Genomic DNA, 14,681 nt, shown 5'->3' with positions numbered 1-14,681 from the left:
AGAACCACTGTGAAGCTCACCTCGCTCATCGCCGGCACGGCGCTCCTCCTGGGTGCCCTCGCCGGCTGCGCCTCCACCGAAGAGGGCGGCGGCGCCAACACCGACGGAACGCCGAAGGAGCTGCGCGTCGCCTACCAGCTCATCCCCAACGGCGACCTCATCGTGAAGAACCAGAAGTGGCTGGAGCAGGCGCTGCCCGACACCAAGATCACCTGGTCGAAGTTCGACTCGGGAGGCGACGTCAACACCGCGGTCATCGCGGGCTCCGTCGACATCGGCCTCGCGGGCAGCAGCCCCGTCACCCGCGGCCTGTCCGCGCCGCTGAACATCGCCTACCAGATTCCGTGGATCTTCGACGTCATCGGGGAGAACGAGGCGCTCGTCGCCAAGGACGCGGCGGCGATCACCGACCTCAAGGGCAAGAAGATCGCCACGCCGTTCTCCTCGACGTCGCACTACAGCCTGCTCGCCGCCCTCCAGGACGCGGGCCTCGCCGAGTCCGACGTGGAGCTCATCGACCTCGAGCCGCAGGACATCCAGGCCGCCTGGACGCGCGGGGACATCGACGCGGCCTACGTCTGGACGCCCGTCCTGGGCGAGCTGGAGAAGGACGGCAAGGTCCTCATCTCCAGCAAGGACCTCGCGGCCAAGGGCAAGGTGACCGCCGACCTCGCCGTCGTGCGCACCGAGTTCGCCGAGAAGTACCCGGCGGCGCTCAAGACCTGGCTCCAGCAGCAGGACCGCGCGGTCAAGCTGACCCGCACCGACCACGACGCGGCCGCCGCCGCGATCGGCCAGGAGCTCAGCCTCGACCCGGCCGAGGCGGGCCGCCAGCTCGACCAGCTCGTCCTGCTGGACGGCGCCGAGCAGAAGGGCGCCGACTACCTCGGCACCCCCGAGGCGCCCGGCAAGCTCGCCGACACCCTGTTCAGCGCCGCCGAGTTCCTCAAGGCGCAGAACCAGATCGACGCGGTGCCGCAGCTGTCGGTGTTCCAGTCCGGTCTGGCCACCAAGGCCCTGTCCGATGCCTTCGCCAGCTGACGCCGGCGGCGCGGTGACCCTCCGCGGCGTCTCCCTGGTCTACGGGGGGCGCCGCGACCCGGTCCCGGCGCTCGCCGACATCGACGCGGACCTCGCGCCCGGCTCGTTCACCGCGATCGTCGGGCCGTCGGGGTGCGGCAAGAGCACCCTGCTGCGGCTGGTCGCGGGGTTCGCCGCGCCGACCGGCGGCGAGGTCGCGGTCTCCGGCTCGCCGGTGACCGGTCCGGGCCCCGACCGGGGCGTGGTCTTCCAGCAGCCGCGGCTGTTCCCGTGGCTGTCGGTGCGCGGCAATGTCGAGTTCGGGCTCAAGGGGCTGCCGAAGGCGGCCCGGCGGGCCCGGTCGGCGGAACTGCTCGAGCTGGTCGGCCTCGCCGACGCGGCGGGGCGCAGGCCCTACGAGCTGTCGGGCGGGATGCAGCAGCGCGCGGCGATCGCCCGCGCGCTCGCCCCCGACCCGGCGATCCTGCTGATGGACGAGCCGTTCGCCGCGCTCGACGCGCTGACCAGGGAGCGCCTTCAGGAGGAGCTGCGCCGGGTCTGGCAGGCTACGGGCAAGACGGTCCTGTTCGTCACGCACAGTGTCGACGAAGCCGTCTACCTCGGCACCCGGGTCCTGGTGCTGAGCAAGCGGCCCGGCCGGGTGGTGCTCGACGCGGCGTCGGAGCTGCCGTACGCCGACGACCCGCACCTGCATCCCGACCAGCCGGCGTTCCGGGACAAGATCGCCTCCGCGGTCCGGGCCGCGGCGGCGTAAGCTCACCGGGGCAATCCCCAGTATTACGACTGAGATTGAAGAGAGGTAGCACGGCCCATGCGTTTCCACTGGTTCCTGCCGACGACCGGAGACGGCAACGAGGTGCGCGCGGCGATCATGACGACGGACACCGGCCGTACCTCCCGCCGGCCGGGGAACGTCCGCTACCTGTCGCAGGTCGCCTGTGCCGCCGAGGACGCCGGCTTCGAGGCGGTGCTCACCCCCGTCGGGGCGGGCTGCCCGGACCCGTGGATCGTGTGCGCCGCCGTCGCCCAGCACACCGAGCGGATCAAACTGCTCGTCGCGTTCCGGCCCGGGTTCACCCTGCCGACGCTGCTCGCCCAGCAGGTCCAGGCGTTCCAGGAGATCTCCGGCGGACGGCTGATGCTCAACGTCGTCACCGGCGGCGACCCGGTAGAGCAGCGCGCCTACGGCGACTTCCTCGACCATGACGCCCGCTACGGCAGGACCGCCGAGTTCCTCGACGTCCTGCGCCGCTCCTTCACCGGAGTGCCGTTCGACCACGTCGGCGCGCACTACCGGATCGAGGGCGGCGGGCTGGGCAGCCCGCTGGAGCAGGTCCCGCCGCTGTACTTCGGCGGGTCCTCCCCCGCGGCCGTCCAGGTGGCCGCCGAGCATGTGGACGTCGCGCTCACCTGGGGCGAGCCGCCCGCGGCCGTCGGCAAGAAGGTCGCGGTGCTCAAGGCGGCGGCCGCGGCGCGGGGCCGCGAACTGCGGGTGGGCCTGCGCGTCCACGTCATCAGCCGCGACACCTCCGCCGAGGCGTGGGGCGAGGCCGACAAGCTGCTCGCGGGCATGGACCCGGCCAGGATCGAGGCCGCGCAGGCCAGGTTCGCCAGGTTCGACTCGACCGCGCAGCGCGCGATGACCGACCTGCACGGCGGCGACACCCGCGACCTGGAGATCTCGCCCGGCCTGTGGGCGGGCGTCGGCCTCGTGCGCGAGGGCGCGGGCACCGCGCTCGTCGGCTCGCACGAGGAGGTCGCGACGCTGCTGCGCGGGTACGCGGCGGTGGGGATCGAGGAGTTCATCCTGTCCGGCTGGCCGCACCTGGAGGAGGCCTACCGGATCGGCGAGAACGTGCTGCCCAGACTGGCGCCCGCGCTCGTCTGACACGAAGCCCATGGGGATGGGGGAACCGCGCGGCCCCGCCCGTCCATCCGACGGGCGGGGCCGCGCGTCTTTCAGCCTTCGACGAGTTCGGCGATGGCGTCGTGGTCCGTCCAGTCCGAGGCCGCGGTGTGCGCGGCCTTGCTGACGCTGGCGAACCCGAAGGCGAAGCCGACCCCTGCCGCGACGGCTAGGGCGGCGGCGCCCCCGATGACCCTGCGTGCCTTCATGATCGTTTCCCTTCCCCCCGGCGGCTCCCGCACACCGTGGCCGCACCCGTCCCAGTGTGTCAACGGCCTGTGCGCGACCGTGACCGGGGTGGTGCGCAACCGTGCCCGGCGGGGCTCAGGGGGCGCGGTGGACGTAGTTCGGGCGCAGGTCCGCGTCCTGGTAGAGCCGGTGGAAGACGGGGGTGGCCGACGCCGACAGCGGCGGCACGATCCAGGACCAGTCGGCCGGGCACACGCGGCCGGCGCGCTCCTCGCGGGCGAGGTGGGACAGGAAGCGGCGGGCCTCGGTGTGGTGGTCGGTGATGGTGACCCCCGCCTTCCGGAAGGAGTGCAGCACCGCGACGTTCAGCTCGACCATGGCGCGGTCGCGCCAGAGCGTCGCCTCGTCTCGGGTGTCCAGGCCGAGCAGGTCGGCGACGGCCGGGAGCAGGTCGTACCTGTCGGTGTCGGCGAGGTTGCGCGCCCCGATCTCGGTGCCCATGTACCAGCCGTTGAACGGGGCCGCGGGGTAGCGGAGGCCGCCGATCTCCAGGGTCATGTTCGAGACCGCGGGCACCGCGTACCAGCGCAGCCCGAGCCCGGCGAAGGCCGCCAGCTCCGGATGGCCGAGCGGCACCTCCAGCACCGCGTCGGCGGGCAGGTCGAACCAGCGGGCCGGCTCGCCGCGGCCCTCGACGACCAGGGGCAGCACGTCGAACGCGCCGCCCCGGCCGCGCCAGCCGAGCCGGGTGGCGAGCCGGGTGAGCGGTTCCCCTGCCGGATCGCCGGTGCCCGCCCCGAGGTGGCCGGGGTATCCGGCGTACCGGATGAGCTGGTCGTTGTGGATGACGGGGGCGCGCGCCTCCGGCCCGTCCGGGGCGAAGACCGTGACGACGGGCCGGACCCGGCCGCCGTTGGTCGCCTCGCGCAGGTGCTCGACGCACTCGGCGGCGATCTCCGCCCCAGAGGAGACCCCGCGCCGGTCGCGCACCCGCAGGCTGCGCCAGTACAGTCGGCCGATGCACCGCGAGCTGTTGCGCCAGGCGACCCGCGCCCCGTACTCCAGCTCCTCGGGGGTGTGCCGGTAGGTTCCGGTGCGCCGGATCTCCTCGCGGACGGCCCGCTGCCGGGCCGGGGCCCGCGCCGCGGCGCCCGACTCGGCGTGGAACTCCTCGAGGAACCGCACGGCCTCGTCCTCGTCGACGGATCCGCTCCTGCTCCGGAATAGCAGCATGACCCCCACCCGGGACCTGACGACATGGACGCCCGTGCGGACACCTGCACACCGACAGCTACATGCCAACAAACTGTACATTTGCCATCACGGGAAGTGACAGCATGGCATGGGCGACATGGGCCCGTCCGGTGGATCGGGAACTTCGCAGGGAACACTCCCGCTTCGCCCCGGCGAACCGCCCGGCCCCTCCCACACTGCCATTCATCAGGGCTTTCGCCAGATTTGCCGGATCTGCCCTGGGGTGTGTGCCGCGTCCGAAGCGGCCTCCGTCAGAGCGTCCGGAAGGTGAGGCCCGCGCGCTGGAGGCGGGCGATGAGCGCGTCCCCCATCGCCTGGGCGGTGGTCACCTGGCCCGCGGTGGGCGGCAGGTCGTCGTGCAGCAGGCACAGGGCCGACTCGGCGAGCATCTTGGCCGTCTCGCTGTAGCCGGGGTCGCCGCCGGAGACCTCGGTGGCGATGCGCACCCCGCCGCCCTCGCCCTGGAATCGCACCTTGAACCAGTTCTCCGCGCGCTGCTCGGCCGACGGCCCCTCGCCGGGGGCCTGGCGCAGCATCGCCCGCAGGCCCGCGCCCCCTCCGACCTTGGCGCCCTTCACCAGGGCGAGGAAGTGGCCGTAGGTGAAGTCGGGGCCGTAGCGCGCCAGCGCGCGGGCGCTGCGCACGACGACCTGCGGGTCGAGCGTCGGCAGCGGGACCGTGACGCCGCCGTGCACCCGCGTGTGCGGCAGGGGGCTGCGCGCGACCCGGGCCCGCCGCCCCTCCGGCGGCGCCTCGGCCTTGGCCCGCTCGGCGGCCGCGCGGCGCATCCCGAGCGGGTCGCGCAGCACCCCGAGGAACGACGCGATCGTCCCGCCCGAGACGCTGCCGCGCGCGCTGACGAACCCCTCGACGCGCAGGGGGACGTTCTCCGGCAGCCGCTGCACCGTGTAGTAGGCGCCGAGGTCGTGCGGGATCGAGTCGAAGCCGCACGCGTGCACCAGCCGGGCCCCGGACCGCACCGCGCGCTCGTGGTACCTCAGGTACATCCGGTCGACGAACTCGGGCTCGCCGGTCAGGTCGACATAGTCCGTCCCGTGCTCGGCGCAGGCCGCGACGAGCGGCTCGCCGTACTTCAGGTACGGGCCGACCGTCGAGATCACGAGCCGGGACGACCGGGCGAGCTCCGCGATCGAGTCCGGGTCCCCGGAGTCGGCGTGCAGCAGCGGCACGTCCACCCCGATCCGGTCCCGCACCCGCTCCAGCTTCGCCCGGTCGCGCCCGGCCAGCGCCCACCGGGTCTCCCCCGCGTGCGCGGCGAGGTACTCGGCGGTGAGCCCGCCGGTGAAGCCGGTCGCTCCGAACAGCACCGCATCAAAACGACGCCCCATGGCGCTCTCCTCGCTCAGCACGCGGTCGGTGCGACACGCGGTCATTGGACACAGTGTCTACCAGACCGCGGATCGCGAGGCGAGGCCCCCGGTGCGTCGGCCGTCAGCGCAGCGGCAGGACCAGCGGACGGCCGGTGCGCGGGTGCGGGACCACCTCGATCGGATGGCCGTACACCTCCGTCAGCAGGTCGGCGGTGAGCACCTCGGCAGGGGGGCCGCACGCGGTGAGCCGCCCGTCCGAGAGCACCGCGACCCGGTCGGCGTGCGCGGCGGCCAGGCCCAGGTCGTGCACGACCGCGACGATGGACCTCCCGCGCTCCGCGAGCTCCCGCGTCACCGCGAACACCAGCTCCTGGTGCCGGACGTCCAGGGCCGCCGTGGGCTCGTCCAGGAGGACGACCGGGGTCCGCTGGGCCAGGACCCGGGCGAGGGCCACCCGGGCCTGCTCACCACCGGACAGGCGCGGGAACGGCCGCCCGGCGAACCGGGCCGCGTCGGCGTCCGCCAGCGCGGCGGCGACGGCCGCGTCGTCCTCGTCCTCCAGCGGGGTGCCGATCCAGGGGGCGCGGCCCATCCGGACGATGTCCTCGACGGCGAAGGAGAACGACACCGCGTGGGTCTGGGTGAGGATGGCCCGGCGCATGGCGAGCTCCACCGGCCGCCAGTCGGCGAGCGGCAGCCCGTCGACCCGGACCGTGCCCTCGTACGGGAGGTCGCCGCAGAGCGCGGCGAGCAGCGTGGACTTGCCCGCCCCGTTGGGGCCGACGAGCGCCAGCACCTCGCCGGGCCTGACCTCCAGGTCGACGCCGGCGAGCACCGGCCGTCCCCCGCGCCGCACCGAGACGCCCTCCGCGGTGAGGGAGACCCGGTCCCCGGGCAGGCGCGCGGGGTGCCGGAACGCGTTGAGCAGGGTCGCGACGCTCATCCCCAGCCTCCGGAACGGGCGCGGGTGCGGCGCAGCAGCCAGAAGAAGAACGGTCCGCCGACGACCGCGGTGAGGACGCCCAAGGGAAGCTCCTGGTACGGGACCGCGGTACGCGCGACGAGGTCGGCGACCACGAGAAGGCAGGCCCCGCCCAGCGCGCTGGCGGGCAGCAGGACCCGGTGCCCCGGCCCGACGGCCATGCGGATGAGGTGCGGGATGACCAGGCCGACGAAGGAGATGATGCCGCTGAACGCGACGGCCGCCGACGTCAGCAGCGCGATCACGACGATCCCGGTGAACCGCAGCCGCTCGACGTTGACGCCGAGGTGCCGCGCGGTCCGCTCCCCGAGCGCCAGCAGGTCCAGCCTCCGGGCGAGGGCCAGCGCGACGACGCAGCCGGCGATCGCGATCGGGCCGACGACGTAGACCGAGTCCCAGGTGGCGCCCGCGAGGCTGCCGAGCTGCCATGAGGTGATCGAGCGCAGCGCGTCGTTGCTGGACAGGAACATGAGCAGGCCGAGCGCCGCCCCGGCGACCGCGTTGACCGCGATGCCGGTGAGCAGCAGCGTGACGACCTCGGTCCGCCCGTTGGACCGTGACATCGCGTAGACCGCGAGCGTCGTCAGCAGCCCGCAGACGAACGCGGCGGTGACGATCGTCCAGCCGCCGAGCGCGTTCAGCCCGAAGGTGATGACCGCGGCGGCGCCGACGGCCGCGCCCGAGGAGACGCCGATGACGCCCGGTTCGGCCAGCGGGTTGCCGAACACGCCCTGCATGAGGGCGCCCGCGCAGCCCAGCGCGGCCCCGGTCACCGCGGCCATGAGGACGCGCGGGATCCGCACGATCCACAGGGCGTTCTCGCCCTGCGCGGCGGTGGGCAGGTCCCCGAAGGGGAGGCCGAGCCGGTGCAGCACCGAGCCGAGCACCTGGCCGGGCGGGATGTCCACCTGGCCGCTGCCCGCCGCGACGAGAACGAGAACGGGCAGGGCGACGGCCAGCCCGACGACCAGCGCCACCCGGCGGCCGCGGCCCTTCGCCTTCGCCGGTCGCGCCGCGGTGGGCGCGGACTCCGGACCGGGGTCCGCGGCGGGCCGTGCCTTGTCTTCTTGAAGGGTCATGACGCGCACGTTCCGTAGACGGCGTGCGCGAGGGCGGCGATCGTGTCGCCGGTGCGCGCGCCGAAGTTGAGCAGTGAGCCGTCGTCGGCGTCGATGACGCGGCGGTGCTCGCCCGCGGGGGTCTGCGCGACGCCGGGCAGCTTCAGCAGTCCGTCGACGCCGCCGACGGACTCCAGGCCCGAGCTCATCACGAGGATGGCGTCGGGGGCCGCGTTGATGAGGCCCTCGCTGGTGAGCGGCCGGAAGCCCTCGAGGCCGATGGCGGTGCCCGCGTCGCGTGCGCCGATCGCCTCGATCATGGCGTCGGAGCCCGCGCCGTCGCCGCCGATGAGGTAGACGCCCGCGGTGCCGCGCACGTAGAGGAACGCGATGGTCGGCTGGGCGCCCTCCGGGGCGCTGCGGCGGGCCTCGGCGATGCCGTCGGTGACCCGCGCGGACAGCCTCTCGCCCGCGTCCGCGACGCCGAGTGCCGCCGCCACGTCGGCGATGTGCTCGGTGACGGCGGGCAGGGTCTGCGCGTCGTCGACCATCACCACCGGGATGCCCGCCTCCCGGATCTGGGTGATCGCCTCGGCCGGTCCGATGCTGGCGTCGGCGAGCACGACCGTCGGGTCGAGGCCGAGGATCGCCTCGGCGGACAGGTCGTGGCCGTGCGTGGTGACCAGCGGAAGGTCCTTGGCCGAGGCGAAGGTCGTGGAGGCGTCCCGGCCGACGACGTGGTCGCCGAGGCCGAGGCTGAACACGATCTCGGCGAGCGAGCCGTACATGTTGAGCGCGAGGATCCGGCTGGTGTCGGTGACCGTGGTCTTCTCGCCGTCGGCGCCGGTCACGGTGACCGGGAGCCGCGGCTTCGGCGCGGGGGCGAGCGGGTCGACGTCCTCGGGCAGGCCGGTCACGGTCGCGGGACCGCAGCCGTCCGCCGCGGCGGTGCCCTGGGCGTGCTCGGCGGCGGGCCGGCCGCCGCAGCCCGCCACGAGGGCGAGCGCGAGCGCGGCGGTGCCCCACCGCCGCGCCCGGGGAGCGGTCACGCCGCCGCCTTGCGCCGGCGGGCGAGCAGGAACCCCCCGCCCGCGACGACCACGAGCGCGGCGACGCCGCCGCCCGCGTAGAGCGCGGTGTCCGAGCCTTCGGCCGCGGCCTCCGTGGTGAACGTCAGCGGGATCCGCACGTCGGCGGTCCGGTCGTCGGTGCGGGTGTGGTCGGCGCGGGTGACGACCGAGCACAGGTCGACGGTGCAGTCGACGTCCTCGCCGATCTTCGCGGCCAGCTTGATCCGCACCGTGAAGCCGCCGTTCGCGCCGTACTTCTCGGCGAGGTCCTTGCCGTAGGGCGGGGGGTCGTCGGAGATCCAGTGGGAGCCGCCGCCGAGGCCCGAGGTGTCGGCGCCGCCTCCGCACGGGGTGGGCGCGCGGCCGTCGCCGAGGTCCTTGCAGAACGCGACGTAGATGCCCTTCGTGGTGTCGAAGCCCTCGCCGGTGATGGTGACGGTCTGCCCGTCCGTCACCGTGGTCGCCGAGACGGTCAGCTTCTGGCCCTCGGCGCCCTGGGCCGTGCCGGAGTCCGCGTGGGCCGCCACGGGGAAGGACGCGAGGGAGGCCGCGGTGAGCAGGCCGAGCAGGCCGAGCGGGCGGGTGCGCACGCGGGTCACGCCGCCTCGTTCCAGGTCAGTTCGCCGAGCTCGGCGAACAGCGCGGTGTTCAGCCGGTAGGCCTCGCGCACCTCGGAGACGACGAGCGCGCGGCCCTCGGCGTCGAAGGGCGCCTCGTCGATGAGCGCGCGGTAGGCGTCCTTGAAGGGCTTGGGCTTCGGGATGGCGGCGAAGCGGTAGAAGGCGACGCCCTTGCCGTCGGCGAGGTCGTACACGCGCTCAAGGGTGCGGCCGATGATGAGCCCGCCGGACAGGTCGCCGAGGTAGCGCGTGTAGTGGTGCGCGAAGAAGCCCTCGGGGGTGTCGAACGCGACGGCCCGGATGCGCTCGGTGTAGGCGCGGGCGGCGGGCGAGTCGCCGAGGCGCTCGGCCCATTCCGGCCCGTACAGGAACGCGAGGTCCTCTTCGAGCGCGGGCGTGCGGCTCAGCTCGTCGTGCACGAAGCGGCCCGCGACGGGGTGCGCGCGCATCGCCTCCGCGGCCTCCTCCAGCGCGGTGTAGACGGGGTGCAGGCGCGCGGTGAGCGCGGCGAAGGCGGCGATCGGCAGCTTCCCGCCCATCAGGTCGCCCATGTACCCGGCGGACTCCGCGGCCGCGTGGTCGCCGGCGCTGGCCGCGCGGAGCACCGCCGAGAACGCCGTCTCAGGGGCCTGGTTCATTGCAAATCTCCTTATTTGTCACGGTTTGGGGACGTTTGACCTGTTCATCCCGCCTGATCAACACCTTAGCTTAGGCTTACCTAAGAAACATAGGGCTGATCGGAACCCACCCGTAAGCCCGCTCCCGTCTGATTGGTCTCTTCCCATGAGTACGCACCGCGCAGCAGCCGCCTTCGCCGCCATCGGTGCGGCGTGCGCGCTCACCCTCGTCAACGCCTCCCCCGCCTCCGCCGGTTCCCTTCGCGTGTCACCGTCCACCGGGCTCTCCGCCACGGGCACGAACAGCGTCTCCATCAGCGGCTCCGGCTTCGACGCCAAGGCCAACAACGCCTTCGGCGTGTACGTCGTCTACGGCCCGAAGCCGCCGAACTACTACCTCGACGCCGGCCTCTTCGCCTCCGCCAAGTGGGTGCACACCGGCGGCGCGGGCAAGGGCGCGGGACAGGCCGAGATGAAGGCCGACGGAAGCTTCAGCGTGACGCTTTCGGTGCAGGCCCGTTACACCGACGGCAACGGCAAGAAGGTCGACTGCACGGTCACCCAGTGCTTCATCCTCACCATGGCCGCGCACGGCGTTCCCGACCGGAGCCAGGACAGCTCGACGCCCCTCGGGTTCAAGGGCGGCTCGTCCGGAGGCGGCTCGTCCAACGGCTCGTCCAACGGCTCGTCCAACGGCTCGTCCAACGGCTCGGGTTCGGGCGCGGGCTCGGGTTCCGGCGCGTCCAGCGGCGCGAACGCGTCGGACGGCTCGGGCGGCGGCGCGACCGGCGGCACCGGGGCGAGCGCCGAGCCGTCGACCGGCACCGTGAAGACCGGTACCGCCGCGCCCGTCGGCGGCGGCGCCGCCGAGACGAGTGCGACGCCGCTCGCCGCGGTCTCGGTGGCCTCGTCCGACGCGGCGCCCGCGTGGCCCTTCTGGGCGGCGATGGCGGTCGCGGTGGGCGCGGGCCTCGGCGCGCGGCCGCTGCTGCGCCGCGCGACCGCCCGCAAGTAGGACACGCCGTCGCGCGCGGCACCGGCCGCGCGCGACGGAGCGAGACCTCAGGACTCGCGGCCCCTGCTCAGTGCCCGCGCGGCTCGACCCCGAGTTTCGCGCAGGCCTCCTGGTACATGCGCACGACCTCGTGCCGCACCTGCACCCGGTCCTTGAGCGGGGCGCTCCACGGCACCCGGACCTCGGTGTCCGCGCCGTCCACGACGGCGGTGAACACCAGCGCCTCGGCGTCCAGGCCGCGCACCAGGGCCGACGACGGCTCGACGCCGCCGAACGCGCGGCAGATGAGGACGTTGTCCTCGGCGTGGTCGCCGTTCATGTGCGCGGCGATCGCCGTGACGGCGTCAGGACCGAAAGGGAGTTCGGACATGTCTTGGGCTCCTTGACTCGACCGGACAGACGTCCGCTAAGTTAGCGGAACGGTTAGGTAAGGCTTACCTAACCAGAATCCCCCCTCTGAAGGAGGAACACTTGCGCAAGCGCGCACTGCCCATCCTGCTGGGCGCCGGACTCATCGCCGGACTCGCCTCCCCCGCCCACGCCGCGGGCGCCGCGGTCACCGTCAGCCCCGCTTCCGGGCTCGACCCGGCCGGGGCGACCATCAGCGTCGCAGGCTCCGGCTTCGACGCCAACGCCAACAACGGCTTCGGCATCTACGTCGGCTTCGGCTGGAAGGACACCTCCGCCACCTGGTACCTCAACGCGGGCGCCTTCGAGTCGGTGAAGTGGGTCCACAAGAACAACACGGCCCCGACCGCCGGCCAGGACAAGCTGAACGCCGACGGCACCTTCAGCTTCGACCTGACCGGCCTCAAGGCGCAGTACACCGACGGCGCGGGCAACGCCATCGACTGCATGGTCACCCAGTGCTACGTCGTCACGATGGCCGCGCACGGCGCCGCCGACCGCAGCATGGACACCTTCACCCCGGTGACCTTCGCGGGCAGCACGCTGGAGCCGGGCGAGCCCGGTGAGGGCGGCGAGAACCCGGGTACCCCGGGCGGCGTCACCGACCAGCAGAACATCACCACCCAGGTGACCGGCGAGGGCGCGCTCTCGCTCGCCGTCGCGGGCCCGAACGTCGCGCTGACCAGCGCGGCGCGGGGCGGCTCGGCCACCGGCGACCTCAACAAGGTGACCGTCACCGACACCCGCGGCACCGACGCGGGCTGGAACCTCGTCGGCCAGGTCGGCGACTTCACCTCCGGTGAGGGCGACGTCATCCCCGGCGCCAACCTGGGCTGGACCCCGTCGGCCGCGGCCGTCGCGGACGGCTCGACCGGCGTGGCCGTCCCCGGCCCCGCGGTCTCCGGTCTCGACGAGGCCCGCACCCTGGGCTCCGCCGAGGGCGGCCTGTCCGGCGGCATCTTCGACCTGGGCGCCGCCCTTGAGCTGAACATCCCGGCGGGCGCCGCGACCGGCACCTACACCGGCACGCTCACCCTGACCCTGTCCTAACGGACCGGGCCGCAAGAAGTGTGCGGGATGAGGACGGTAACGACGCCCTCATCCCGCACTCCCCGTATTCTCCACGGAGTCCGACCTTGATCACCAACCTGGTGCTCGCCACCACCCTCGCGCTCGCCCCCTCCCCCGGATTCAGCTGGTCGGTCCAGCCGTCCGGACCCGACGGCCCGACCGGCCGCGACTACTTCAGCTACTCGGCCGCGCCCGGCGACACCATCAGGGACACGGTCGGCATCACCAACCGCGGCGCCGAGAAGATGACCTTCAAGGTGTACGCGACCGACGCCTTCAACACCTCCGACGGGTCCTTCGCGCTGCTCACCGCGGACCGGAAGCCCGACGACGTCGGCTCCTGGATCGCGCTGGCCGAGCGCACCTTCACCGTCAAGCCCGGCAAACGGGTCGATGTGCCCTTCACCGTCAAGGTGCCCGAGAACGCCACGCCCGGCGACCACTCCGGCGGCGTCCTGGCCGCGGTGACCCAGCAGGAGACGACGGGCGGCGGGCAGAAGGTGAACGTGGACCGGCGCATCGCCGCGCGGCTGCACCTGCGCGTCAACGGGCCGACGACGACCGCGCTGAAGGTCGACCGCATCACCGCCTCGCACGAGGGGCCGCTCGTCGGGGACCGGACGGTCAAGGTCAGCTACCGGGTCACCAACACCGGCAACATCCGGCTCACGGCCAAGGCCCACGTCTACGCCGAAGCGCTGTTCACCTGGCCGCAGGGCACCGCCGCCGACCGGGAGATCCCCGAGCTGCTGCCCGGCTCGTCCTACACGTTCACCGACGAGATCACCGGGGTGCTGCCCGCCGGGCCGCTCCAGGCCGCCGTCCGGCTGACCCCGGCCGACCCGAGCGAGCTCACCCCCGCCCGGCTGTCGGCCACGACCCGGTCGATCACGTTCTGGGCGGTGCCGTGGGTCGTCGTCGGGGCCGTGGCCGTCGTCGCCCTGCTGCTGCTCCGCCGCCGCCGTCCCGCCCGCTGCTGACCCGCCCCGACCCGATACCGCCTGACCGGAAGGTGAATGCAAGTGAAGTCCGTCCTGGTGGCCGCCCTGGCCCTCCTGCCCGTGAGCGCGCAGGGCGCGACCGTCGAGCTCGACCGGCAGGAGGTCGCGCCCGGCCAGACCGTCGCGGTCCGGCTCGCGGGCTGGCCCAGCGGGAACGTCGCCATCGAGCTGTGCGGCAACGAGGGCCGCCGCGGCACCGCGGACTGCGCGGTGGCCTCCTCCGCGACGACCTTCGTGGGCGCGCAGGGCAGCGCGACGGCCCTGCTCACCGTCGCGAAGCCGCCCGTCGGCTGCCCGTGCGTCGTCTCGGTCCGGCCGGTCGGCGGCGGGCAGGCCAGGACCGTGCCCATCACGGTCAAGGGCGTGCGGACCCTCGACGAGGCCCAGCGGGCCGAGGCCGACGCCGCGGTCCCGTCCCTGACCGTCACGAGCGTGCGGCTGGAGGGCGGCGGGCCGTCCGGCGCCTGGTTCGGCGGGTCCGCGGAACGGACCCTCGTCTACACCGTGCAGAACGACGGCGACCTGCCCGTCACCGACGCGCCCGTGTCCCTGGCCGTCGGCCGCGCGCCCGACCCGACGGGCATCCTCACCGCGCCCGCGATCGGCACGATCGAGCCCGGCGCGTCCAAGACCTTCCGGGTCCCGGTGAAGCTGAACGGCCCCGCCTTCGGCGCCTACCAGGTGCGCGGCGAGGTCGAGGGGCAGGCCCGCGACGTCGTCTTCACCGCGGAGACCTCCTCCTACCCGTGGGCGTGGCCGCTGCTGCTGCTCCTGCTCGTCGCCGCGCCCGGCCTGCGCCGCCGCGTCCCGGCCGCGAAGCCCGCGCCCGGCGGAACGGCCACCGCCGTGACCGTCGCCTGCCCGCACTGCGGCGGCGACCTCCATCTGCGGCTCACCGACCCGGCCCCGGCCGCCCCCACCGGGACCGCGCCCGAGGAGGCCGACCCCGCGCCCGCCGGGACCGGCGACGGCTCGTGGGCACCCGCCGACACCGGCGGCGACCCGGCCGCGACCCGCACCGACAAGGTCGTGGCCACCGCGCGCCCCGAGACCGCGACGACGGCGGTCCTGCCCCCCTTCGGCGGCGACCGGCCCGGACCCGCCGCTTAGACTGGCGA

Annotated in this window: 15 protein-coding genes and 1 pseudogene; 7 read left to right on the top strand and 9 right to left on the bottom strand. The window is 73.9% G+C overall.

The genetic code is table 11. The features are described from left to right. The first annotated feature begins 9 nt into the window (after positions 1 to 9). From EDD29_RS09490 to EDD29_RS09480, 3 genes are read left to right on the top strand one after another with little or no spacing between them, the layout of a single operon-like run. Positions 10 to 1,041: a taurine ABC transporter substrate-binding protein gene (locus EDD29_RS09490; RefSeq protein ID WP_246052644.1), complete on the top strand. Its 1,032-nt coding sequence runs from the start codon at positions 10 to 12 to the stop codon at positions 1,039 to 1,041. After that, the gene (locus EDD29_RS09485) at positions 1,025 to 1,795 is read left to right on the top strand and encodes an ABC transporter ATP-binding protein (RefSeq protein ID WP_123664037.1); all 771 of its coding nucleotides are present in this window, start codon (positions 1,025 to 1,027) and stop codon (positions 1,793 to 1,795) included. The genes EDD29_RS09490 and EDD29_RS09485 overlap by 17 nt, the downstream gene beginning before the upstream one ends. Positions 1,796 to 1,852: 57 nt before the next feature. Beyond that, entirely contained in the window at positions 1,853 to 2,929 is a 1,077-nt protein-coding gene (locus tag EDD29_RS09480; protein WP_123664036.1) for an LLM class flavin-dependent oxidoreductase, read from the top strand. 71 nt (positions 2,930 to 3,000) lie between these two features. On the opposite strand, the gene EDD29_RS45340 is transcribed toward EDD29_RS09480, so the two are convergent. The 8 genes and pseudogenes from EDD29_RS45340 to EDD29_RS09445 form a co-directional block, all read right to left on the bottom strand. Beyond that, the gene (locus EDD29_RS45340) at positions 3,001 to 3,156 is read right to left on the bottom strand and encodes a hypothetical protein (RefSeq protein ID WP_170201331.1); all 156 of its coding nucleotides are present in this window, start codon (positions 3,154 to 3,156) and stop codon (positions 3,001 to 3,003) included. Between the two features lie 115 nt (positions 3,157 to 3,271). Next, positions 3,272 to 4,369 carry a nitric oxide synthase oxygenase gene (locus EDD29_RS09475; protein WP_123670371.1) on the bottom strand — a complete coding sequence of 366 codons (1,098 nt, stop codon included), beginning with the start codon at positions 4,367 to 4,369 and terminating at the stop codon, positions 3,272 to 3,274. Between the two features lie 272 nt (positions 4,370 to 4,641). After that, positions 4,642 to 5,739 carry a saccharopine dehydrogenase family protein gene (locus tag EDD29_RS09470; RefSeq protein ID WP_123664035.1) on the bottom strand — a complete coding sequence of 366 codons (1,098 nt, stop codon included), beginning with the start codon at positions 5,737 to 5,739 and terminating at the stop codon, positions 4,642 to 4,644. Positions 5,740 to 5,842: 103 nt separating this feature from the next. Beyond that, positions 5,843 to 6,592 (bottom strand): annotated as a pseudogene (locus tag EDD29_RS09465) (heme ABC transporter ATP-binding protein); the annotation flags it as partial. A gap of 68 nt (positions 6,593 to 6,660) precedes the next feature. Further along, positions 6,661 to 7,782 (bottom strand): FecCD family ABC transporter permease, encoded by a 1,122-nt coding sequence (locus EDD29_RS09460; protein ID WP_123664033.1) that lies wholly within the window; start codon positions 7,780 to 7,782, stop codon positions 6,661 to 6,663. Further along, positions 7,779 to 8,810, bottom strand: a complete 1,032-nt coding sequence (locus EDD29_RS09455; protein ID WP_246052643.1) for a heme/hemin ABC transporter substrate-binding protein — start codon at positions 8,808 to 8,810, stop codon at positions 7,779 to 7,781. The genes EDD29_RS09460 and EDD29_RS09455 overlap by 4 nt, the downstream gene beginning before the upstream one ends. Next, complete coding sequence (locus EDD29_RS09450) at positions 8,807 to 9,430, bottom strand: hypothetical protein (RefSeq protein WP_246052641.1); 624 nt, start codon at positions 9,428 to 9,430, stop codon at positions 8,807 to 8,809. The genes EDD29_RS09455 and EDD29_RS09450 overlap by 4 nt, the downstream gene beginning before the upstream one ends. Next, positions 9,427 to 10,089 carry a biliverdin-producing heme oxygenase gene (locus EDD29_RS09445; RefSeq protein WP_123664032.1) on the bottom strand — a complete coding sequence of 221 codons (663 nt, stop codon included), beginning with the start codon at positions 10,087 to 10,089 and terminating at the stop codon, positions 9,427 to 9,429. Before EDD29_RS09445 ends, EDD29_RS09450 begins: the two co-directional genes overlap by 4 nt. 145 nt (positions 10,090 to 10,234) lie before the next feature. On the opposite strand from EDD29_RS09445, the gene EDD29_RS09440 reads away from it, so the two are divergent. Beyond that, entirely contained in the window at positions 10,235 to 11,083 is an 849-nt protein-coding gene (locus EDD29_RS09440) for a hypothetical protein (RefSeq protein WP_123664031.1), read from the top strand. Between the two features lie 67 nt (positions 11,084 to 11,150). Here the strand turns inward: EDD29_RS09440 and EDD29_RS09435 are convergent, their stop codons facing one another. Next, positions 11,151 to 11,453, bottom strand: coding sequence for a DUF2470 domain-containing protein (locus tag EDD29_RS09435; RefSeq protein WP_123664030.1), 303 nt, complete (start codon positions 11,451 to 11,453; stop codon positions 11,151 to 11,153). A 101-nt stretch (positions 11,454 to 11,554) separates the two neighbouring features. On the opposite strand from EDD29_RS09435, the gene EDD29_RS46220 reads away from it, so the two are divergent. The 3 genes from EDD29_RS46220 (at position 11,555) to EDD29_RS09420 (ending at position 14,673) form a co-directional block, all read left to right on the top strand. Further along, positions 11,555 to 12,541, top strand: a complete 987-nt coding sequence (locus EDD29_RS46220; protein ID WP_246052639.1) for a WxL domain-containing protein — start codon at positions 11,555 to 11,557, stop codon at positions 12,539 to 12,541. 86 nt (positions 12,542 to 12,627) lie between these two features. Then, positions 12,628 to 13,542 (top strand): WxL protein peptidoglycan domain-containing protein, encoded by a 915-nt coding sequence (locus tag EDD29_RS09425; protein WP_170201330.1) that lies wholly within the window; start codon positions 12,628 to 12,630, stop codon positions 13,540 to 13,542. A gap of 42 nt (positions 13,543 to 13,584) precedes the next feature. Next, positions 13,585 to 14,673 carry a hypothetical protein gene (locus EDD29_RS09420; protein WP_123664028.1) on the top strand — a complete coding sequence of 363 codons (1,089 nt, stop codon included), beginning with the start codon at positions 13,585 to 13,587 and terminating at the stop codon, positions 14,671 to 14,673. The last annotated feature ends 8 nt before the right edge of the window (positions 14,674 to 14,681 follow it).

Source organism: Actinocorallia herbida, assembly GCF_003751225.1.
Classification (GTDB): domain Bacteria; phylum Actinomycetota; class Actinomycetes; order Streptosporangiales; family Streptosporangiaceae; genus Actinocorallia; species Actinocorallia herbida.
Note: the sequence above shows the minus strand (reverse complement) of the source record. Positions and strands in the feature narration are given on the sequence as shown.